Source organism: Kitasatospora sp. NPDC058218 (assembly GCF_042882445.1).
Taxonomy (GTDB): Bacteria; Actinomycetota; Actinomycetes; order Streptomycetales; family Streptomycetaceae; genus Kitasatospora.
In genome coordinates, this window is the sequence record NZ_JBHVWC010000056.1 from 31,287 (window position 1) to 50,660 (window position 19,374).

Sequence of the window (19,374 nt, forward strand, 5' to 3'; positions counted from 1 at the left end):
CCCTCTGCCCCCCGCCGGGCGGGTGCCCCCCGCCGCCCCCCCGCCCCCGGGGGGGCGGCGGGGCCACGGCGCTGTCATCAGGGGTTGAGCGTCCACTTCTGGTTGCCGCCCCCTGTGCAGGTCCAGATCCGGGTGGCCGTGCCATCGGCCGGACTGCCGCCCGCGACGTCCAGGCACTTGTTCGCCGGCACGGTGACCAGGTCGTGGGTGGCCGCGTTGTACGACCAGCGCTGGGCGCCGGTGCCGTTGCAGTCCCACAGCTGCACCTTGGTGCCGTCGGCGGTGCCCCCGGCGTTGACGTCCAGGCACTTGCCGAGGGCGCGCACCGTGCCGTCCGAGCCGACCGCCCACCGCTGGGCGGCGGTCCCGTTGCAGGTGTAGAGCTGGACCTGGGTGCCGTTGGCGGTGCCCGCGGCGGCCACGTCCAGGCACTTGCCGGCCAGCCCGGTCAGGGTGCCGCCCGTGGGCGTGGCACCGGAGGTCACCCGGACGTAGTCCACGACCAGCTGCTGGGGGAACGCGGTGCCGGCGTCGGGGTCGCCGGGCCAGTAGCCGCCGACGGCCAGGTTGAGGATGAGGAAGAACGGCTTGTTGAACGCCCAGCTCCGGCCGCCGAGGTCGGCCGGGGTGCGGCGCTGGTACACCGTGCCGTCCACGGACCAGGTGACCGAGTCGGGTGCCCAGTCGACGGCGAAGGTGTGGAAGGCGTCCGCGAAGGCCTGCCCGGCGGGGAGGCTGTAGCCGGCGCCGATGCCGCCGCTGCCGGAGTAGCCGGGACCGTGGATCGTCCCGTGCACCGTGCCGGGTTCGAACCCGACGTTCTCCATGACGTCGATCTCGCCGCTGTTCGGCCAGCCGACCTGGCCGATGTCGTTACCCAGCATCCAGAAGGCCGGCCACATGCCCTGGCCGCGCGGGACCTTCATCCGGGTCTCGACGTGCCCGTAGGCCTGGGCGAACCGGCCCGAGGTGTTCAGCCGGGCCGAGGTGTACTGACAGGTGCCGTACCAGCACTGGTGGTTGGCCGGGTTCTCGCGCCGCGCCGTGATCACCAGGTGCCCCTGGCCGTCCAGCGCGGCGTTGGCGTTGCCGGCGGTGTAGTACTGGCGCTCGTGGTTGTTGACGTTGTCTCCGGTCTCGGTCTGCCACCGGCCGGCGTCGACGGCCGCCCCGGCGGGACCGTCGAAGTTGTCCTCGAAGTTCACTGCTTGAAGAGGCACCGGAGCCGCCGAGACCGGGGCGGGGCCCCAGCCGATGGCCGCGACCAGGGCCAACAGGACGCCGAACGTGGTGGCCAGGGAGCGTCGTTGGACAGACGAGGGCATACGCAACCGCCTTGGGAGGGAGAGGTCGTGGGAGTGCCCGGCCGGGACCTTTCTTCACGAAGTGAACTCCCATGACGGAATCCTGTCAATCACTTGAACGGAGCGCGCGGACCGACCCGGGCGGCGCGAGCCCGGGGCGACCCGCCGCCGCGGTGGCTCCTGCCCGAGTGGCCGCGCGTCAGCGGGCGGGGTACTGCGCGCGGTAGAGGTCCAGAACGGCCTCCGGGTAGAGCGAGGGCATCTGCGTGAGGTGGCCGTTGCGGCGGTCCACGATCAGGTAACCGGCCCCCACGTTCGCCAGCGGAGCCGGATCGGCGAAGACCTGGAAGACCAGCCAGCCGAGCTCGAACTCCTGGAGCGCGACGTCCACCGCGGAGCCGGGACCGCCCCGCACGAGGTACGCCCGGGCCAGTTCGCGGGCCCGGGCCTCGTCCACCGGTTCACCGGGGGGCAGGGGCGCCGGAGGAACCGGATCGCAGCGGGTCGGGCGGCGGCCCTCGACCAGGGCGATCAGCGCGCCGTCGAAGGAGTCGGCGACCTTCCACAGATCGCCCCAGAACAGGTACACGGCCCCCACGAGGTCCATCGCGAGCCGTCCACGCCCCAGGTCGTACTCGCCGACGGGCCACAGCTCCGGCCCGAACCTCTCCCGGTACGCGTCCAGGCTCCGGCCCGCGTGACGCCCGACGTCCGGGTCGATCCGAAACGGCATCCGGGCCATGTCCGCGCCCGGCCCGTACTGGTGGACGACCATGCCGCCGAACTCCCGCAGTGCGGCCGTCACGGGGGCCGGCACGTACCCGCCCGGGCCCGTCCATCCGGTCAGCCAGCCCCGCACCTCGTGCTCGGGCACGCGGACGCCCTCGTACCAGCCGGCCGCCGCGAGGGCCTCGGCGACGGCAGCGGGGAAGCGGGCCGTCATGCCGGAAGCACCTCCTCCACGACCCGGACGCCGAGCGCGTCGAGCGCGGGCGCGCAGGACGAACAGGGCGGGATCGGGCGCTCGTGCACCGGATCGCCCCACTCGCGCAACAGCCTGCCCGCGATCACCGCCCCGGACAGCAGGAGGCTCATGCGGTCCAGGATCCGGGCGGGCCCGGGGTCGTGGACGCCGTCGGCGGTGAGCGAGGCCTGCGCCTCGGCCGCGATCCCGGAGAGCAGGACGACCTCCGGACAGCGCCCGTGGAACGCCGAGCGCATCGCGGGGTCGACGCGGTCCAGCAGGAACCGCACGGCCGGGTGCGCGGTCGTCGCGGCGGAGTGCACGCTGGACGCCGTCACCTGTCCGGAGCCGGGTCGGACCAGCGTGGCGGCGACACCGGGCGATATGTCCTCGTCGAACATGAGGGGGTATCAACTCATCTCGTGGTCATGGTCGTACACGGCAGGGGGCAGGCGTCGGCACCCTTGCGAACCGGCCGCCCGCACCCCACCTCATCATGACCCGGGGCTCCGACGGACCGCCTCGGAGGTCCGGCGGATCGGGTGCTCCTGACGCCACCGGGGCGGCATCCGGCCGCCGGTGGCCGGCGTCCGCTCCACCGGGCGACCGCACCGGCCCGGGACGCGGTGCGGCCGTCTCAGCGGTGGTTGACGATGACGAAGATCCCCCAGCCGATCGCCGCGAGCACCACCGCGAAGCACAGACCGGCCACCGCGTAGCCGACCGGTCCGGCGGTCGGCCGCCCCGCCGCCGCCGCCGCGCCCGCGGGTTCGACCGTCCGGGCCGGCGGGTTGAGGGCGCGCAGACCGACGGCGAACAGGGCCGGCAGGCCGGCTCCGGCGAGGAGGCCGACCACGACGATCCGCCACAGCGCGTCCAGGTTGACCCAGGAGTTCACGAGGCCGCCTCGTTGGCGTCCGGCGTCGGGACCACCGAACCGGTCCAGGCGGCGTTGACGTTCTCCGGTGTCACGGCCGGGTGCCGGGAGGCGGCGAAGAAGGCGATCGAGGCCAGCACCAGCACGATGAAGATCACCACGACGCCGACCGTCCCGCCGATCCCGTGCGCGGCCCAGTAGGCCGCGGCGCCGACGACCGCCGAGGCCGGCAGGGTGAACAGCCAGGCCACCGCCATCCGGCGGGCGATGTTCCAGCGCACCACGGCGCCCTTCTTGCCGACCCCGGCACCCACGATCGACCCGGTGGCCACATGGGTGGTGGAGAGCGAGTAGCCGAAGTCGGTGGAGGAGAGGATCACCGCGGCCGAGGCCGACTCGCTGGCCATGCCCTGCGGTGACTCGATCTCCATGAGCCCCTTGCCCAGCGTCCGGATGACCCGCCAGCCGCCGAGGTAGGTGCCCAGGGCGATCGCCAACGCGCAGGAGGTGATCACCCACGTCGGCGCCTGGGCCCCGGACTTCAGGGTGCCGTTGGCGATCAGGGCCAGCGTGATGACGCCCATGGTCTTCTGCGCGTCGTTGGTGCCGTGCGCGAGCGAGACCATCGAGGCCGAGCCGATCTGACCGATCCGGAAGCCGTGATCGCGCGGGCGTTCGGGAACCCCCCGGGTGAAGCGGTAGACCAGGTAGGTGCCGACCACGGCGACCGTGCCGGCGATGAACGGCGACAGGGTGGCGGGCACGATCACCTTGGAGACCAGGCCCTGCCACTTGACCGCGGAGGCACCGGCCGCCGCCATCGTGGCCCCGACCACGCCGCCGATGAGCGCGTGCGAGGAACTGGAGGGGATGCCGAGGTACCAGGTGGTCAGGTTCCACAGGATGCTGCCGGCCAGGCCGGCGAAGACCACCACCAGGGTCACGTCGGCGCTGTCGACCAGGCCGCTCGCGATGGTCGCCGCGACGGCGGTCGACAGGAAGGCGCCGACCAGGTTGAGCACCGCCGAGAGGGCGACCGCGACGCGCGGTCGGAGAGCCTCGGTGACGATCGACGTGGCCATGGCGTTGCCGGTGTCATGGAATCCGTTGGTGAAGTCGAAGCCCAGCGCGGTGGCGACCACCAGTGCCAGGACCGCGTCGTTGCCGGTCACGGGCCCAACCTAGCCGCCGGGCCCAGCTGCGCCGTCCTGCGACTCCCCGGCGCGCCAGGAATTCGGGACGGCCGTCCGATCGGACCAACAGTGCGGTCCTGAGCGCCACCTCGCCTCTCGACCGGAGGCCGACCGGGCCTTTCGGCCATCTCCCTCGACGGCTCGGCCATCCCACCGGTGCGGATTGCACGGCGGGTCGGCGCGCGGTCATGGTGGTCGTACACGAGCGTGCCGGCCGGGTGGGGGACGATGACGTTCACGGAGTTCGACACGGCGGAGCTGCCCCGGGAACAGCGCTTCGACTGGTGGCGCGAGGTGGTCGGCCGGGGCGAGGCGCCCACCCGGATCACCGGTGACCGGGCCTCGGACTTCACCGGGAGCGTCGGGTCCCTGGAGTTGGGGCTGCTCCAACTGTCGACGATCACCTTCCCCGCGCTGCACTCCGAGCGCTCGGCGGAGCAGATCCGCCGCGGGGACCCGGAGACCTACGAGCTCGCCCTGGTCCTCGACGGGGTCCTGGAGATCTCCCAGCTGCGCAACGAAGCCCGGCTGTCCGCCGGGGACTTCGCCATCTGGTCGACGTCGCGGCCCTATCACGGCAGGGCCGCGGGCAGCTCCGGCACCGGCGCCGCGCGGGCCGTCGTACTGCACCTGCCCAAGGCGCTGGTGCCCGTCCCCGAGGCCGAACTGGACCAGTTGCTCGCCCGCGCCCTGCCGGCCGGGAACGGCATGGGTCGGATCCTCGCCGACCACCTGGTCTCGGTGGCCCGGGAGGCGCCCGGGCTGGACGAGGCGGACCGGAGGCGGCTGGGCGTCACGAGTCTCGACCTGGCCTCGGGGCTGCTCGCCTCCCGGGCCGCCGCGCAACGGTGTCTTCCCGCGGAGACGCGGCACCGGATGCTGCTCTCCCGGATCGACCTCTTCGTCCGGTCCCAGCTGGCCGACCCCGGGCTCGACCCCGGCGCCATCGCGGGCCACCACCACATCTCCGTCCGGCTCCTGCACCAACTCTTCCGGGGCCGGGGCGAGACGGTGTCCGCCGTGATCCGCCGGCTCCGGCTGGAGCGGTGCCGTACGGACCTCGCCGACCCGCGACTGCAGGCCGTCCCCGTGCACGCCATCGGCGCGCGGTGGGGTCTGGCCGGCCCGGACCGGTTCAGCCGCTCGTTCCGCGCCGCCTACGGCGTCCCGCCCGGCGAGTACCGCCGGGCGACCCTGGGCCCGGGCCGCCGGGGCTCCGCGACGACCGGTCCGGCCGATCCTGCCGGGCGCGCGACGCCGGACAGGGCCTGAGCCCCGACGGGCCCGCCGACACCGGGGCGGCCCGACCGTGAGGTGCCGGAAGGGGGCACCTTCGCGCAGGCAATGACAAGCCTTCCTGCGCTGTGGGCCGATGACGGCCGCCCCGGCGATGGACAGACTGGCCGGTACCCGAAGGGTCCCGCGCACTCGTCCTCCGCCGCGGCAGTCACGGGGGTCTGCCGCGCCGGAGGACGAGGCGGCGGCTCGACGCACACCCGGCCGGGTCGGTGACGGCTCGACGCCTGCCGGGGTCGGCGGTGGCTACGGCTCCGCGTCGAGTTCGATCGCCGCCGCGCGCAGCGCGGTGGCCACGCGGGCGACGGGATCGGCCAACGGGCCCGGCAGTCGGGCCAGTTGCGGGGGTGTTCCGGCCAGCCGCTCGATCGAGGCGATCTGCCGGGAGACCACCGACCGGGTGTGGCCGAGTTGGCCGGCCGCAGCCGTGAACGTGCCCTGTTCGGCGACGGCCCGCAGGACGCGCAGTGCGGTGAGTGGCACCTCGGTGACGTCCATGACGTCCATGACGTCCACGCGTACCACCCGTGCGCGGCGTTCGCCGGATGCGTGGTCGTGGTGGCCCTCCCAGCCGGGTCAGGACGCGCTGCCCACCCCCTGGCCCGACCGCGCGCGCCCCCGCTCCCCCGCCCCCCGCCCCCCCGCCCCGTCGTCCCGTCGTCCCGGCGGTCAGAGCGACCGGGCGCCCTCCCGCGGCGCGCACGGGCCGCGCAACGGCTGTGTCCGGCTGAGCACGAGATTGGTGGTGGTGCTCCCGAACTGGGCCAGTGCGTCGACGATCTCCTCCAGGTGGCCCATCGACGTGGTCGCCACCCTCAGGACGTAGCAGTCGTCCCCCGTGGTGCGCACGCACTCCAGGATCTCCGAGCGCTCCCCGAGGAGCCGGCGCAGCGGCTCGTGCCTCGTCCCCGGGTACTTCAGCCGGATCACCGCCAGTACGGGGAACCCGGTGCGTTCCAGGTCCACCTCGGCCCGGTAGCCCGTGATCACCTCGGCCGCCTCCAGTCGCCGCACCCGCTCCGTCGTCGCCGACGCGCTCAGGTTCACCCGCCGTGCCAGCTCCGTGAAGGCGATCCGGCCGTCCCGTTGGAGTTCGGCGAGGATCGCCCAGTCGGTCGCGTCAAGAGTCTCGGTCATCCGGCCAGATTACCGGCGGATCCACGGGCGAACCGCCTGCGAACAGGCAGGAATCCCTTCTGACGGCCCGTACGGCCTGGCTAGGCTCGACGGTATGAAGATCGGAGTCAACGTCCCCAACTTCGGCCCCGGCACGGACCCCGGGGTCCTGCGGAGCTGGGCCCGGACCGTGGAGGATCTGGGCTTCGACCTGCTGATGCTCTCGGACCACATCGCCATCACGCCCGACGTCGCCGAGCGCTATCCCGCGCCCTTCTACGAGCCCTTCACCACCCTGTCCTGGCTGGCCGGATTCACCACCCGGGTCCGCCTCGGCACCACCGTCCTCATCGCTCCCTACCGGCACCCGCTGGTCACCGCCCGGATGGCGGCCAACCTGAACGAGCTGAGCGACGGCCGGCTGGTCCTCGGCGTGGGAGTGGGGTGGGCGCGGCAGGAGTTCGCCGCCCTCGGGATCCCGTTCGAACAACGCGGCCGACTGACCGATGCCCATCTGCGGGACGTCCGGGCCGCCTGGGCGGACACCGCCGCCTACGGACACCGCAGGATCCCGGTGTGGGTCGGCGGCAACAGCGACGCCGGGATCCGCCGGGCCGTGCGCCTCGGGGAGGCCTGGCACCCGCTGCGCTGCACCATGCCCTGGCTGCGCGAGGCCGCCGGCCGGCTGAAGGCGGCCGCGGACGGGCAAGGGCTCCCCGCGCCCGCCCTGGCCCCGCGGATCGCCCTGCGGCTCACCGCGGCGCCCGTCGACGGACCGCGGCGGCTCGCCGGCGAGGGCACGCTCGACCAGGTCCTCGACGACCTGGACCAGCTGCGGCAGTTGGGCGCCGACACCGTCGTCCTCGACCCCTACCACGGCGACCCGCGCGAGACCTGCCGTCCGCACACCGGGCGGCAGGCCCTCGCCACGGTGGCCGCGCACCTCCTCCCACCCCGCACCCGCACCGGAACGGAGCAGTCTTGACATCCTCCCCGTGCTAAAGCGCGGGGATTCCGGTCGCGCCTGCGGCACGGGGCTTGCGCCCGGTGCGGCCGGCGTTCCGGTGGGTTCCTGTTTCAACGGGCCGTGCCCGGCGTGGGATCGCCACACCGGGTCCTACCGGCCCTCCGCAGGCGTTTAGCCTGTCCGCCCGCCCGGCGGCCAGGATGTTCCGAGCAGCATTGAGGTCACGATCGTGAGAGGTACCGCACGCGCCGCACGTCCACATGCGGACGTTCAACGGCTTGGGTCCGTCCGGGACCCCGCAGGCGGAGCACACCTGCGACGTTGGTTCGTACCGGCCGATCACGCCGACGTGCCTGCCGTACCGGGCGGCTTTCTCCTCGAGCAGTCGGCGGAAGGTGGACCATCCGGCGTCGTGGACGGACTTGGCCAGGCGGGTTCGGGCCAGGCCGCGCACGTTCAGGTCTTCCAGGTAGATCGCTTGGTTTTCGCGGATCAGCCTGGTCGTCTGCTTGTGCAGCCAGTCCATGCGGGTGTCGGCCACCTTGGCGTGCGCCCTGGCCACTTTTCGCCGGGCCTTCGCCCGGTTCTTGCTCCCCTTCGCTTTCCGGGACAGCGCCCGCTGCGCGGCCTTGAGCTTCTTCTCCGCCTTCCGCAGAAAGCGCGGGTTGTCGATCACCGTGCCGTCGGAGCAGACGGCGTAGATGCTCAGGCCGAGGTCGATGCCCACCTCGGTGTCCAGGGTGGCCAGGTGCTGCGGTTCGACGTCCACCACGAACGAGGCGAAGTACCGGCCGGACGGGTCCAGCACGATCGTCACCGACGACGGATCGGCCGGCAGCGCCCGCGACCACTTCACCCGCACGTCACCGATCCTGGCAAGGTTCAACTTGCCATTGGACCGCAGGCGGAACCCGTTGCGAGAGAACCGCAACGACTGCCGGTTGTCCTTCCGCGACTTGAACACCGGAAGGCCCACCGGGCGACCGGACCGCTTACCCGACACGCTGTCGAAGAAGTTCCGGTAGGCCGTGTCCAGGTCACGGATGGACGACTGCAACGCGTCCACCGACACCGACCCCAGCCACGACCGGGCGTCCGTCTTCTTCGCATCGGTGATCACCGCCTTGGCCAGCGCCCCGGTCGGGATCCTCGACCGGTCCGCCTTCCACGCCGCCTTCCGCAGGGTGAGCGCATCGTTGTACACCACCCGCGCGCACCCGAACGTACGGGCCAGCGCCTGCCGCTGACCCACCGTCGGACAGATGCGATAGGAGTACCTGAGACGCACAGGATCAACCTACCGGCAGGCACTGACAACGACCTGCGGCCACCCGCACGGCGGTCCGCCTCGACGGCGAAACACCGCCCCCCGACCTGCTCCGCAGGCGGTCCGTTTCTCCCCCGCAAGCGGGGGCGCCCCCACCCCCGGCCAACCGGGGGTATCCACGGAGGTCCCCGATGACCGCACCCGAGGACCACACCCTGCTGCGACGGGCCGTCGCGCTCGCGGCCGAGGCACGGGCGGGCGGCAACCCGCCGTTCGGTTCGCTGCTCGCGGGACCGGACGGCACGGTCCTGGCCGAGGAGCGCAACACGACCCTCACCGACCGGGACATCACCGCGCACCCGGAGCTGAAGCTGGCCAGGTGGGCCGCGAGGGAGCTGGACGCCGCCACGGCGGCGGGCACCACGCTGTACACCAGCTGCCAGCCGTGCGGGATGTGCGAGGCCGTCATCCAGCAGGCGGGGCTGCGGCGGGTGGTGTTCGCCCTGTCCAACGAGCAGCTCCTGGAGATCAGGCCGGGCAGCGGCCGCCCGCCCGTACCGCAGGACGGCCCCGCGCTGCTCGACGAGGTACGGCCCGTGGTCGAGGCCTGGTACCGCTGACCGTCCGGCGCGCCGGGCGGCCCGGTGGCGAGCAGGCGGGGTGTCGCGCGGGCGGTGGCACTGGCACAGTGGTTCCGTCGATCGCGTCGGGGGGCCGGGATGGCGGAGCTGTGGGTGGGTCGGGGGCAGGGCAACGGGACGGTGGAGCCGTCCTTCCCCGCCGGTGTTCGGACCGTGCTGCTGACCGTGGCGGGCAGACCCGGGCGGTCGCTGACGCTGCGGGTCTCCCGGCCCTCGGCCTCCTCCCCGACGGAGGTGGTCTTCGACGGCGGGGGCGGCACCCTGCTGATCCCGCCGCAGTGGCGCCCGGCCTTCGCCGAGTTGTCGGTGCGCCACCGCGGCGAGTGGACGCTGCGACTGCGGGAGGCGGCCGACGACCAGCCGCGCGACGCCGTGCCCGGCCCGCCCGTCGACGAGCAGTTCGACACCTTCCGCGTCCCGGACGACGCCCGTACGGGCCAGGGGGAGGGCTCGGCGGAGTTCTCGCGACCGCGGCGCGGCCGGGCGGCGGTGCTGGAGTTCGGCTTCGACGAGCTCGTCGAGCGCCGCCGGGTCGCCCTGCGGATCGAAGGCCCGCGCGGCGACCGCCGGACCGACTTCCACCTCGTCACCGCGGTGTCCCCGCAGCGCATGCTGGTGTGGCACGACGAGGACACCGCGAACCTGCCGAAGCTGCGGGTCCGGGTCGATGCCCAGGGACCCTGGTGGGCGCGGCTGCTCGAACCCGACCAGGTGCCACGGCTGACGGAACGGGCCGAGGGCGAGGGCAATGACGTCCTGCGCCACGACGGGCCGCCCGCGCTCCTGTCGTTCAGTCTGCCCCGGGACAACGATCATCTACTGGTGGGCAGTTGGGGCGGAGCGCTGCGCGGTGTGAGCCTGCGGAGGTCGCCCCACGGCGAGCGCACCGGCACCGACCTGATCGGGGCCGGCGAGGGGCCGGAGCTGATCGACGTCCGCAGCGCCGGCCGCTGGGAGGCGCGGGTGCACCCCCTGGCCGACGCCCGCGGCTTTGCCGGCACGGTGACCGGGCGCGGCCCCGAGGTGCTGCGGTGGACCGGCCGGAGAGGACGCCTGCGCCTGGCGAACCTGGCGGCGAGCGACGCCAGGGGATCGATCACCGTCGACTCCCTGACGGAGGATCTGCGCAGGATCGGCTTCAACTCCGCGTTTCCGAAGGACGACACGCCCACGCTCCTCGACGAACCGCTCACCCCGGGCTGCCTGATCCGGGTGTCGGACACCTCGTTCGCCGGCTGGCGACTGCAGGCCGACTGAAGGAGGCACTCCGCCGCCTGCCACTCCTCTCCTATAGGTCGTTATGATTTGCCTAAAGCTATTAGGCAAATACATAATCGCTTCTGTCGAACGAGAGGATCGGGCATGGGACGCGTAGGGCTGACCACCGAGCGCCTGACCCGGGCGGGCGCGGAGCTGGCCGACGAGGTCGGCTTCGAGCAGGTGACCGTCTCGGCGCTGGCCAGGCGGTTCGACGTCAAGGTCGCGAGCCTGTACTCGCACGTGAAGAGCTCCCAGGACCTCAAGACCAGGATCGCCCTGCTCGCCCTGGAGGAGCTCGCCGACCGGGGCGCCGACGCGCTGGCCGGGCGGGCGGGCAAGGACGCCCTGATCGCCCTGGCGGACGTCTACCGCGACTACGCGCGGCAGCACCCCGGCCGCTACGCCGCGACCAAGCTCCCGCTCACCCCGGAGGCGGCGGCCGGCAGCGCCGGCGGCCGGCACGCGGAGATGACACGGGCGATCCTGCGCGGCTACGACCTCACGGAACCGGACCAGACCCACGCCGTCCGCCTGCTGGGGAGCGTCTTCCACGGCTACGTCAGCCTGGAACTGGCCGGGAGCTTCAGTCACAGCGCCCCCGACTCCCAGGCGTCCTGGACCCGGGTCCTGGACGCCCTCGACGCCCTGCTGCGGAACTGGCCCGCCCCCTGACCGGGCCCCACTCGGACGAAGGCCCCGGCCCGCGTCGGCCTCGGCTCGCGTCCGCCCCGGCTCGCGTCGGCCCCGGCCGACCGGCCCGTCGCCGGGGTACGAGGCCTCCGTCACCCCTGAACCACAAGGTAGAAGCACATGCACACCACCCCCCGCCCCTGGATCACCACGCCCGTCACCGCGGAGCTGCTGCGCGGCGCCCTGGACCTGGAGCGGACCGAACACGGTCTGCTGCCGCACCGGCTGCCCGCCCGGGCCCGTGCCCAGAACACCGACGGACAGCTGGCCATGGCCGAGGCCCAGCCCTCGGGCGTGCGGCTGGCCTTCCGCACCCGCGCCACCGCGGTCGAGCTGGACACCCTGCCCACCAAACGGGTCTACGTGGGCGCCCCGCCCCGCCCTGACGGCGTGTACGACCTGCTCGTCGACGGACTCCTGGTCGGACAGGCCCGGGTGGCCGGCGGCAACACCCTGACCATCGACATGAGCACCGGATCCGCGCAGGTCGGGCCGGGCCCCGTCGGCACCGCCCGCTTCCCCGCCCTGCCCGAGGGCGTCAAGGACGTCGAAATCTGGCTGCCGCACAACGAGACCACCGAGCTGGTGGCCCTGCGCACCGACGCCCCCGTGCGGCCCGCACCGGACCGGGGCCGCAGGACCTGGCTGCACCACGGGAGTTCGATCAGCCACGGCTCCGACACCGCGAGCCCCACCACGACCTGGCCGGCGCTCGCCGCCGCGCTCGGCGGCGTGGAGCTGATCAATCTGGGCCTGGGCGGCAGCGCCCTGCTCGACCCGTTCACCGCCCGGACCCTGCGCGACACACCCGCCGACCTGATCAGCGTCAAGATCGGCATCAACCTCGTCAACACCGACCTGATGCGCCTGCGCGCGTTCACCCCGGCCGTCCACGGGTTCCTCGACACCATCCGCGAGGGGCATCCCGACACGCCGCTGCTCGTCGTCTCGTCCATCCTGTGCCCCATCCACGAGGACACCCCCGGCCCCAGCGCCCCTGACCTCGCCGCCCTCGGCGCCGGGCAGCTGAGGTTCCGGGCGACCGGCGATCCGGCGGACCGGACGAGCGGGAAACTCACCCTGCGCGTCATCCGGGAGGAGCTGGCCCGCATCGTGCGGCAGCGGGCCGCCGAGGACCCGAACCTGCACCACCTGGACGGCCGCGAGCTCTACGGGGAGGCCGACTTCGCCGAGCTGCCGCTGCCCGACCGGCTCCACCCGGACACCGCCGCGCACCGCCGCATCGGCGAGCGCTTCGCCACCCTGGCCTTCGCCCCCGGCCGCCCGTTCGCCGCCCGGCCCGCGCACTCCCGGGCCGGGTGACCGCGGCACCCGCCGACGAGCCGCCCCCGCTCCCGCTCCCGGGGCCGGACCACGGGAACCGCCGCCCGGCCCCGTGAGGAGCCGGACGGCGGAAGGACCAGGTGTGCCGGACGGCGGCCGGCCCGCGACCCGCCGCCGGCCCACGACCGGCAGGGCGCGCCCCCGCAGCGCCCGCTGCTCGGGTGCCCCGCGGCCCGGTCGGCACCGGACCCGGCGGCCCCGCTGCGCAGCGGAGTGCTCAGCCGCCGCTCTTGCGACGGAAGTTGCGCTTGCCGCCGACCGCGCCGTGGGCGCCGTGGATCTTCGAGTCGGCGTTCGGCCCACCGGCCGAGCTACCGGCCTTGGTGCCCTGCTTGCGCTCCAGCGCGGCAAGGAAGCGGGCCTTGACGTCGTCCTGCGCGGCGGGCGCCGCAGCGGCCTGGTCGGCCTCCGGGCTCGCGGGGTTCTGCGGGTTCTCGGGCTTCTCGGACGACGTTGATTCGCTGCTCATACAGGACCTCCTGGAATCGTGATGCCGGTTGACGGCTTCACGCACACCTTGTCACGTCCGACGACCCCTCCCGCACCGGTGGTACCCGTTGCACCCGGTCGGAGCCCGCACACCACCCCCGGGCAGGGCGTGCCACGGTCCGCCCGATCGTGCGCGACCGGCGGCGACCGGGGGCGGAAACCAGGTGCACGGGACGCGGTGCACCAGGACGACCCGGCGGGGACGTTCGCCGCGACGTACCGTGCCGACGGCTGTCGCGGTTACGGACACGGCCTGCCTCGACTGCTGCCCACGCTCGCGGAGCAGCCGCAGAGTTGGCGCAACGCGGCGGGGGAACCCTTCGGCGGTGAGGGCGGTCTCGGCAACGGGGCGCCGAGGGGGCCCGGGTGCGCCTGTCAGCGGTGTGCGGTCAGGTGGGCGAGGGTCTGCTCGGCGCTGTCGGGGGCGAAGGCGCCGGCGATGCCTTCGGCCGCGCCCTCGGCGGCTTCGGCGGCGCGGGGCAGCATGACGCTCTCGTAGGCGGTGACGGCGGCGTCGACGGTGGGGCTGTCGAGGACGGCGCGGGCGAGGTCGGCGCCGTCGAGCATGGCGAGGTTGGCGCCCCTGCCGGAGAAGGGGGACATCAGGTGGGCGGCGTCGCCGAGGAGGGTGACGCCGGGGGTGTGGGGCCAGATGTGCGGAACGGGCAGGGCGTACAGGGGCCGGTTCACGTAGCCGGTGTCGGTGTCGCTGACGTAGCCGAGCAGGTCTCCGCTCCAGCCGGTGAACTCCGCGAGGAGGGCGGCGCGTACGGCGCCGGGGTCGGTCAGGTCGACGCCGGCCCGCCGGTACCACGCCTCGTCGGTGCGCAGCCCGGCGTAGACGCGGATGTGTCCGCCGCTGTTGCGCTGGGCGATGAAGCCCCGGTTGTCGTCGAGGGCCATCAGGGTGCCGTTGCCGGTGAGGGCGGCGAGCCGGGGGTGGCGGGAGTCGGCGTCGTCGAGGCCGGTCTCGACGAAGGTGACGCCGGTGTAGCCGGGCCTGGCGTCCGAGAGGAGCCCGCGGACCGTGGACCAGGCGCCGTCGGCGCCGATCAGGAGGTCGGTCTCGGCGGTCGCGCCGTTGCCGAAGTGCAGGCGGTGGGTGCCGTCGCCGAGCGGCTCGGCCCGCTCCAGTCGGTGCCCCCAGCGCACGGTGCCGGGGGCGAGGGAGTCCAGCAGGAGGTCGCGCAGTCGGCCCCGGTCGATCTCGGGGTTGCCCTCGGTCGTGGCGGTCTCCGGCGGGCCCGCGTCGAGGAGGACCTCTCCGGCGCGGCTGACCAGGCGCAGCTGTCCGCCCTCGGGGCGGGCCAGCGGGAGGAAGGCGTCCAGCAGAGCGGCCTCGGCCAGGGCGTGCCGGCCGGCGTCGGGGTGCAGGTCGAGGGTGCCGCCCTGGTTGCGGGCCGTGCGGGAGGAGTCCAGGTCGTAGACGGTGACGGGGACGTCGTGGAGCTGGAGGATGCGGGCGCAGGTCAGACCGCCGGGACCGGCGCCGACGATCACGATGCGGGGCGTGCTGGTGGACATGGGAGGGGCCTTCCTGTGGGCGGGCTCGGGGCAAGGGTCGGGGCGGACGGCGGGACCCGCTCCGGCCGTCGACGGACGGGCGAACGGACGGACCGGAGGAGCGGGGCCGGGAAGCCGGGTCGGGGCTGGGGCTCGCCGACCGCTCCACCACAAAAACACACCGACCCAAAAAGTGCAACGACACAACTTTTTGCCTCGAACACCTTCCTGTACGATGCCGTCATGGACGCCACCGTCGGACGCCGCGAACGCAAGAAGGCCGCCACCCGCCAGGCCCTCGCGGACGCCGCCCTGAACCTCTTCCTCGAACACGGCTACGACCGGGTGACCATCCGCGACGTCGCCGAGGCCGCGGACGTGTCGACCACGACGCTGCTCAAGCACTTCCCCAGCAAGGAGGCCCTGGTCTTCGACCAGGACACCGACCGCGAGGCCGGCCTCGTCGCGGCCGTGCGCGACCGCGCGCCGGACCGGTCCGTCCCCCGGGCGCTGTGCGAGTACGTCAAGCGCGCCCACCTGCACGCCCCGGGCGCCGCCCCCCGGTTCGGCGCCTTCGCGGACCTCGTCCGGACCACCCCCGCCCTGGACGAGTACGCGCACCGGATGTGGACGCGGCACCAGGTCGCCCTCGCCCGCGCTGTCGCCCGGGCGACCGGCGCCGAGGACGACGACCCGCGCTGCGCCGCGCTGGCCCGGTTCGCCCTCGAAGCCTCGTCCCTCGCCCGTGGCTCCGACGACCCGGCGCGGGCCCTCGACGCCGCCTTCGACCTCCTCGAACACGGCTGGAGCGCCGGCTAGGACCACCCGGCCGGCGCCCGGCCGACACCCGGCCCGCCCGGTCAGGCGTCCACGGGCCGCCAGGCCGGACCGTCCCCGTCCTGGCGGACGTGCCCGAACACCACGTCGGCGAAGTGGACGCCGAAGCCGATCGTGTCGGGCTCCGCCAGCTCGGCGACGAGGCGGCGGCGATGGTCGGCGGTCCGCGCCGGGTCGTGGTCGAAGCCCGAGGACCAGTCGGGGTGGTCGATCTGGATCGGCGAGTGCACGGCGTCGCCGAAGGCGATCAGCCGCCGCCCGCCCCCGGTGATGACGTACTCGGCGTGCCCGACGGTGTGGCCGGGGGTGATCCGCACGCGCACGCCGGGGAAGACCTCCTCCCCGTCCGTGACCGTGCGGACGCGCCGCGCCAGGGCCGCGACCTGCTCGGTCATGCCCTGCTCCACCAGGAGGTCCCGCCGGTCCCACTCCGGCTCGGAGACGAGGTAGGCGGCGCGGGAGAACACCGGCCGGTCACCGCCGGGAGCGGGGAGGCAGGCCCAGCCGAGGTGGTCGGCGTGGAGGTGGGTGAAGGCCACCGCTTCGATGTCCTCGGGGCTGCGCCCGAGCTCGGCCAGGCTGTCCGCGAGCGCTCCGCCGTGGATCGTGGCGAGCGGCCCGGCCGGCGCCTCGTGCGCCTGCGGGCCGAAGCCCGCGTCGATCAGCAGCGCCCGGTCACCGTGCTCCACCAGCAGCGCGCCGACGCTCCCCACGAGGTGACCGGCGGCGTCCAGGTACTCCGGGTGCGCGGCCCAGACCTCGTCCGTGGAGTCCCGCAACAGGTCCAGCGGCCGGAGCCGCACATCGCCGTCCGGCACGTACGACACCTTCACGTCGCCCAGCCGTATCGAGCGGATCCCCGCCGGCCGGCGCAGTCGTCCGCCCTGAGCCACCGTCACATCAGCCATGGGTTCTCTCCCCTGCTTCGTCGTCAGGCCGTCGCGGCGTTTCCCGCGGCGACGGCGCAACCATATGCATCAAGTTCGAATCATTCAAGCTGCAATTATGTTGGCTTGACGGATTTGCTAGGGTGGCGGCATGACGACGTCACCCGAGCCGCAGGCCATCGCCGAGCGACAGCTGTGCGGCCTGGTGAACGGGCTGGCCCAGCGGATCGGCGAGCACGTGCGCCAGCGCGCCGCCACCCTGGGACTCACCGCCCCCCAGGCGACGGCGCTGCGGGAGATGAGCGGGCCGATGACCATGCGGGAGCTCGCCGAGCGCATGAGCTGCGAACCCTCCAACACCACCTTCGTCGTCGACAAGCTGGAGAAGCAGAGCCTGGTCGAGCGGCACTCGCACCCCACCGACCGCCGCGCCAAGCACCTCGTCCTCACGACCGAGGGCAGCGCACTGCGCGAACGCCTCCTCGAACTCCTCGCCGTGGACTCCCCGTTGTCCGGCCTCACCCCGCAGGAGAAGCAGCTCCTGCACGGCCTGCTGGAGCAGGCCATCACCACTTCGTAGACCGGACGGCAGCCCCGCGGACCGCCGCGCCCCGGGCGGACCGGCCGTTGCCGCCCGCCCCCCGAGGCCCGTTCAGCCGATGGCGGCGAACCGCTCCAGCAGCCCGTCCAGCGCACGCTCGCCGAACAACTGCTCCAGGCTCGCGGCGGACTCGGCCGCCGAGGCCGCACTGCGCGGGAACAGCGCCTCCTCGTAGCTCCGCAGGGCGGCCTCGGCGTCGCCCGGGTGGGCGGCGACGGCCAGGCCAAGCTCGGCCCCGTCCAGCATCGCGAGGTTGGCGCCCTCCCCCGCGAAGGGGGACATCAGGTGCGCGGCGTCGCCCAGCAGCGTCACCCCGGGGGTCCGGTCCCAGCGGTGGCCGACCGGCAGGGCGTGGATGCGTCGCCCGACCAGCGCGCCGTCGGCCTCGGCCACCAGGGCGCGCAGGCTCTCGTGCCAGCCGCCGAAGTGCGCCAGGACGGTTTCCTTCGCGGCGGCGGCGTCGGCGAAGTCGATGCCGTCCAGCCAGTCCTCGGCGACCTTGAGGGCGGTGTAGACGTGCAGGCTGCCGTCGCCCTCCCGGTGGGCGAGGAAGCCGTTGCCCTCCCCCAGGGAGAAGAAGAAGCCCCCGCCGACCAGGGCCGCCGCGCCCCGGTGACGGGTGTCGGCGTCGTGCAGGTCCGCCTCGACGAAGGAGACGCCGGTGTAGGCGGGCGTCGCCGCGGAGAGCAGCGGGCGGATCCGGGACCAGGCGCCGTCCGCGCCGACCAGCAGGTCGGTCGTGACGGCCGAACCGTCCGCGAACCGCACCTCGTGGCGGCCGTCGCCGAGCGGGCGGGCGCCGGACGCCTTCCGCCCCCAGTGGACCGTGCCGGGCGCGAGCGAGTCGAGCAGCAGGTCGCGCAGCCGGCCGCGGTCCACCTCGGGGCGGTCCCCGCTGCCGTCGTCCTCCTCGGTCAGGCGGACGGTGCCGTCCGGACCGACGATCCGCAGCGCCTGACCGCCCGGGTGGACGAGGTCGAGGAACCGGTCGTGCAGGCCCGCCGTGCGCAGGGCGCGCCGACCCGTGTCGCCGTGGATGTCGAGCATGCCGCCCTGGGTGCGCGCCGCCCGGGAGGGCTCCAGGTCGAAGACGGTCGCGGCGATGCCGTGCACCTGCAGGACGCGGGCCAGGGTCAGGCCGCCGAGGCCGGCGCCGACGATGGCGATGGGGTGGTGGGTGGTGGTCATGGCGGACTCCTTGCGGTGGCCTGGGACGAGGGGACTGGTCGTGCACCCTCCCCCACCACGCTAACGAACATGTTCGTCAGGAACAAGGTCTTGACGAACATGTTCGTCGATGCCCCGCGCCAAGCCAGGGCGAACTTGTTCGTCGCGAACGCGATCGTTAGGCTCGGACGCGTGACCTCGCGCTCCCCCGCCCCCCGCAGCCGCCGTGAGCGGCCCGCCAAGCCCGCACTCACCTACGAGGGCATCGTCGACACGGCCGTCCGGGTCATGCGGGCCGAGGGCCTCCAGCGCGTCACCATGCGCCGCCTCGCCCAGGAGCTAGACACCGGCCCCGCCTCGCTGTACGTCTACGTGGCCAACACCGCCGAGCTGCACGCGGCGATCCTGGAGGAGCTGCTGGGCGCCGTCGACCTCGGCCCGGCCGGCACGCCCGGCGACTGGCGCGAACGGCTCGCCGCCGTCCTCGGCTCGTACACCCGGGTCCTGTTCCAGCACCCCAGCCTGGCGCACTCGGCCCTGCTGGCCCGCCCCTCGGGGCCGAACTACCTCGCCCTCGTCGAGGCCGTCCTCGCCCTCCTGCACGAAGGGGACGTCCCCGACGGCCAGGCCGCCTGGGGCGTCGACGTCCTCCTCCAGGTGGCCACCGCGATCGCCGCCGAACAGGCCGGCCGCGACCACGACGCCCGCGCCGAGGACGAGCACGGCGCCCTGGCCGCCGCACTCCGGGCGACCACGCCCGAGAGCCACCCGCGGATCACCGCGCTCGGCGCGGACCTCCTCTCCGGCACGCCCGAACAGCGCCTCGCCTGGATCCTGCGCACCGTCATCAACGGCACCCTGGTCACCCCTCGCCCCGAGGCCTGACCCCTCGCGGCGGCCCGGCCGGGCCGACCCGCGCAGGTCTCCGGAGCCCGACTCCTCGTGGCGCAGCCGGCAGCCACTCGCCACGA

Annotated in this window: 21 protein-coding genes; 9 read left to right on the forward strand and 12 right to left on the reverse strand. The window is 73.9% G+C overall.

What is annotated here, in order from left to right:
• Positions 1-77: 77 nt before the first annotated feature.
• The 5 genes from ACFVYI_RS30580 to ACFVYI_RS30600 form a co-directional block, all read right to left on the reverse strand.
• Positions 78-1,325, reverse strand: coding sequence for a ricin-type beta-trefoil lectin domain protein (locus ACFVYI_RS30580; protein WP_387891611.1), 1,248 nt, complete (start codon positions 1,323-1,325; stop codon positions 78-80).
• Between the two features lie 178 nt (positions 1,326-1,503).
• Positions 1,504-2,247 (reverse strand): SUKH-3 domain-containing protein, encoded by a 744-nt coding sequence (locus ACFVYI_RS30585; RefSeq protein WP_387891613.1) that lies wholly within the window; start codon positions 2,245-2,247, stop codon positions 1,504-1,506.
• Positions 2,244-2,669, reverse strand: coding sequence for a YwqJ-related putative deaminase (locus tag ACFVYI_RS30590; RefSeq protein WP_387891614.1), 426 nt, complete (start codon positions 2,667-2,669; stop codon positions 2,244-2,246). Before ACFVYI_RS30590 ends, ACFVYI_RS30585 begins: the two co-directional genes overlap by 4 nt.
• A 236-nt stretch (positions 2,670-2,905) precedes the next feature.
• Positions 2,906-3,166: a hypothetical protein gene (locus ACFVYI_RS30595; protein ID WP_387891616.1), complete on the reverse strand. Its 261-nt coding sequence runs from the start codon at positions 3,164-3,166 to the stop codon at positions 2,906-2,908.
• Positions 3,163-4,317, reverse strand: coding sequence for an anion permease (locus tag ACFVYI_RS30600; RefSeq protein ID WP_387891618.1), 1,155 nt, complete (start codon positions 4,315-4,317; stop codon positions 3,163-3,165). The genes ACFVYI_RS30595 and ACFVYI_RS30600 overlap by 4 nt, the downstream gene beginning before the upstream one ends.
• A 249-nt stretch (positions 4,318-4,566) precedes the next feature.
• Between ACFVYI_RS30600 and ACFVYI_RS30605 the strand changes: the two genes are divergently transcribed.
• Positions 4,567-5,610 carry a helix-turn-helix domain-containing protein gene (locus ACFVYI_RS30605; RefSeq protein ID WP_387891620.1) on the forward strand — a complete coding sequence of 348 codons (1,044 nt, stop codon included), beginning with the start codon at positions 4,567-4,569 and terminating at the stop codon, positions 5,608-5,610.
• Positions 5,611-5,880: 270 nt separating this feature from the next.
• On the opposite strand, the gene ACFVYI_RS30610 is transcribed toward ACFVYI_RS30605, so the two are convergent.
• Positions 5,881-6,141 (reverse strand): LysR family transcriptional regulator, encoded by a 261-nt coding sequence (locus ACFVYI_RS30610; protein WP_387891677.1) that lies wholly within the window; start codon positions 6,139-6,141, stop codon positions 5,881-5,883.
• Positions 6,142-6,303: 162 nt separating this feature from the next.
• Positions 6,304-6,771: an Lrp/AsnC family transcriptional regulator gene (locus ACFVYI_RS30615; protein WP_387891621.1), complete on the reverse strand. Its 468-nt coding sequence runs from the start codon at positions 6,769-6,771 to the stop codon at positions 6,304-6,306.
• 94 nt (positions 6,772-6,865) lie between these two features.
• Between ACFVYI_RS30615 and ACFVYI_RS30620 the strand changes: the two genes are divergently transcribed.
• Positions 6,866-7,735, forward strand: coding sequence for an LLM class flavin-dependent oxidoreductase (locus ACFVYI_RS30620; protein ID WP_387891623.1), 870 nt, complete (start codon positions 6,866-6,868; stop codon positions 7,733-7,735).
• Positions 7,736-7,748: 13 nt separating this feature from the next.
• On the opposite strand, the gene ACFVYI_RS30625 is transcribed toward ACFVYI_RS30620, so the two are convergent.
• Positions 7,749-9,005, reverse strand: a complete 1,257-nt coding sequence (locus ACFVYI_RS30625; protein ID WP_387891625.1) for an RNA-guided endonuclease InsQ/TnpB family protein — start codon at positions 9,003-9,005, stop codon at positions 7,749-7,751.
• Between the two features lie 170 nt (positions 9,006-9,175).
• Here ACFVYI_RS30625 and ACFVYI_RS30630 point away from each other — a divergent pair, with 170 nt between their 5' ends.
• The 4 genes from ACFVYI_RS30630 (at position 9,176) to ACFVYI_RS30645 (ending at position 12,898) form a co-directional block, all read left to right on the forward strand.
• Positions 9,176-9,604: a nucleoside deaminase gene (locus ACFVYI_RS30630; protein ID WP_387891627.1), complete on the forward strand. Its 429-nt coding sequence runs from the start codon at positions 9,176-9,178 to the stop codon at positions 9,602-9,604.
• Positions 9,605-9,703: 99 nt separating this feature from the next.
• The gene (locus tag ACFVYI_RS30635) at positions 9,704-10,882 is read left to right on the forward strand and encodes a hypothetical protein (protein ID WP_387891628.1); all 1,179 of its coding nucleotides are present in this window, start codon (positions 9,704-9,706) and stop codon (positions 10,880-10,882) included.
• Positions 10,883-10,987: 105 nt separating this feature from the next.
• Complete coding sequence (locus ACFVYI_RS30640; protein ID WP_387891630.1) at positions 10,988-11,557, forward strand: TetR/AcrR family transcriptional regulator; 570 nt, start codon at positions 10,988-10,990, stop codon at positions 11,555-11,557.
• Positions 11,558-11,695: 138 nt separating this feature from the next.
• Positions 11,696-12,898 (forward strand): GDSL-type esterase/lipase family protein, encoded by a 1,203-nt coding sequence (locus ACFVYI_RS30645; protein ID WP_387891632.1) that lies wholly within the window; start codon positions 11,696-11,698, stop codon positions 12,896-12,898.
• A gap of 238 nt (positions 12,899-13,136) precedes the next feature.
• Here ACFVYI_RS30645 and ACFVYI_RS30650 read toward each other — a convergent pair whose 3' ends face one another.
• Entirely contained in the window at positions 13,137-13,388 is a 252-nt protein-coding gene (locus tag ACFVYI_RS30650) for a DUF5302 domain-containing protein (RefSeq protein WP_360636193.1), read from the reverse strand.
• 395 nt (positions 13,389-13,783) lie between these two features.
• Positions 13,784-14,932 carry an FAD-dependent oxidoreductase gene (locus ACFVYI_RS30655; protein ID WP_387891634.1) on the reverse strand — a complete coding sequence of 383 codons (1,149 nt, stop codon included), beginning with the start codon at positions 14,930-14,932 and terminating at the stop codon, positions 13,784-13,786.
• Between the two features lie 222 nt (positions 14,933-15,154).
• On the opposite strand from ACFVYI_RS30655, the gene ACFVYI_RS30660 reads away from it, so the two are divergent.
• Positions 15,155-15,730, forward strand: coding sequence for a TetR/AcrR family transcriptional regulator (locus tag ACFVYI_RS30660; RefSeq protein WP_387891635.1), 576 nt, complete (start codon positions 15,155-15,157; stop codon positions 15,728-15,730).
• Positions 15,731-15,771: 41 nt separating this feature from the next.
• Here ACFVYI_RS30660 and ACFVYI_RS30665 read toward each other — a convergent pair whose 3' ends face one another.
• Positions 15,772-16,656 carry an MBL fold metallo-hydrolase gene (locus tag ACFVYI_RS30665; protein WP_387891637.1) on the reverse strand — a complete coding sequence of 295 codons (885 nt, stop codon included), beginning with the start codon at positions 16,654-16,656 and terminating at the stop codon, positions 15,772-15,774.
• 130 nt (positions 16,657-16,786) lie between these two features.
• On the opposite strand from ACFVYI_RS30665, the gene ACFVYI_RS30670 reads away from it, so the two are divergent.
• Positions 16,787-17,215, forward strand: a complete 429-nt coding sequence (locus tag ACFVYI_RS30670; RefSeq protein ID WP_387891639.1) for a MarR family winged helix-turn-helix transcriptional regulator — start codon at positions 16,787-16,789, stop codon at positions 17,213-17,215.
• Between the two features lie 72 nt (positions 17,216-17,287).
• Here the strand turns inward: ACFVYI_RS30670 and ACFVYI_RS30675 are convergent, their stop codons facing one another.
• On the reverse strand, positions 17,288-18,424 hold the full coding sequence (locus ACFVYI_RS30675; RefSeq protein WP_387891640.1) for an FAD-dependent oxidoreductase: 1,137 nt from the start codon (positions 18,422-18,424) through the stop codon (positions 17,288-17,290).
• Positions 18,425-18,595: 171 nt separating this feature from the next.
• On the opposite strand from ACFVYI_RS30675, the gene ACFVYI_RS30680 reads away from it, so the two are divergent.
• Positions 18,596-19,288, forward strand: coding sequence for a TetR/AcrR family transcriptional regulator (locus ACFVYI_RS30680; protein ID WP_387891642.1), 693 nt, complete (start codon positions 18,596-18,598; stop codon positions 19,286-19,288).
• The last annotated feature ends 86 nt before the right edge of the window (positions 19,289-19,374 follow it).

Excerpts from the sequence above, each read along its gene's own strand:
- ACFVYI_RS30630 (WP_387891627.1), top strand. The coding sequence starts at position 9,176 with ATGACCGCACCCGAGGACCACACCCTGCTGCGACGGGCCGTCGCGCTC.
- ACFVYI_RS30675 (WP_387891640.1), bottom strand. The coding sequence starts at position 18,424 with ATGACCACCACCCACCACCCCATCGCCATCGTCGGCGCCGGCCTCGGC.
- ACFVYI_RS30655 (WP_387891634.1), bottom strand. The coding sequence starts at position 14,932 with ATGTCCACCAGCACGCCCCGCATCGTGATCGTCGGCGCCGGTCCCGGC.
- ACFVYI_RS30580 (WP_387891611.1), bottom strand. The coding sequence starts at position 1,325 with ATGCCCTCGTCTGTCCAACGACGCTCCCTGGCCACCACGTTCGGCGTC.
- ACFVYI_RS30665 (WP_387891637.1), bottom strand. The coding sequence starts at position 16,656 with ATGGCTGATGTGACGGTGGCTCAGGGCGGACGACTGCGCCGGCCGGCG.
- ACFVYI_RS30650 (WP_360636193.1), bottom strand. The coding sequence starts at position 13,388 with ATGAGCAGCGAATCAACGTCGTCCGAGAAGCCCGAGAACCCGCAGAAC.
- ACFVYI_RS30620 (WP_387891623.1), top strand. The coding sequence starts at position 6,866 with ATGAAGATCGGAGTCAACGTCCCCAACTTCGGCCCCGGCACGGACCCC.
- ACFVYI_RS30610 (WP_387891677.1), bottom strand. The coding sequence starts at position 6,141 with ATGGACGTCATGGACGTCACCGAGGTGCCACTCACCGCACTGCGCGTC.
- ACFVYI_RS30670 (WP_387891639.1), top strand. The coding sequence starts at position 16,787 with ATGACGACGTCACCCGAGCCGCAGGCCATCGCCGAGCGACAGCTGTGC.
- ACFVYI_RS30645 (WP_387891632.1), top strand. The coding sequence starts at position 11,696 with ATGCACACCACCCCCCGCCCCTGGATCACCACGCCCGTCACCGCGGAG.
- ACFVYI_RS30585 (WP_387891613.1), bottom strand. The coding sequence starts at position 2,247 with ATGACGGCCCGCTTCCCCGCTGCCGTCGCCGAGGCCCTCGCGGCGGCC.
- ACFVYI_RS30615 (WP_387891621.1), bottom strand. The coding sequence starts at position 6,771 with ATGACCGAGACTCTTGACGCGACCGACTGGGCGATCCTCGCCGAACTC.
- ACFVYI_RS30590 (WP_387891614.1), bottom strand. The coding sequence starts at position 2,669 with ATGTTCGACGAGGACATATCGCCCGGTGTCGCCGCCACGCTGGTCCGA.
- ACFVYI_RS30640 (WP_387891630.1), top strand. The coding sequence starts at position 10,988 with ATGGGACGCGTAGGGCTGACCACCGAGCGCCTGACCCGGGCGGGCGCG.
- ACFVYI_RS30605 (WP_387891620.1), top strand. The coding sequence starts at position 4,567 with ATGACGTTCACGGAGTTCGACACGGCGGAGCTGCCCCGGGAACAGCGC.
- ACFVYI_RS30635 (WP_387891628.1), top strand. The coding sequence starts at position 9,704 with ATGGCGGAGCTGTGGGTGGGTCGGGGGCAGGGCAACGGGACGGTGGAG.
- ACFVYI_RS30660 (WP_387891635.1), top strand. The coding sequence starts at position 15,155 with ATGGACGCCACCGTCGGACGCCGCGAACGCAAGAAGGCCGCCACCCGC.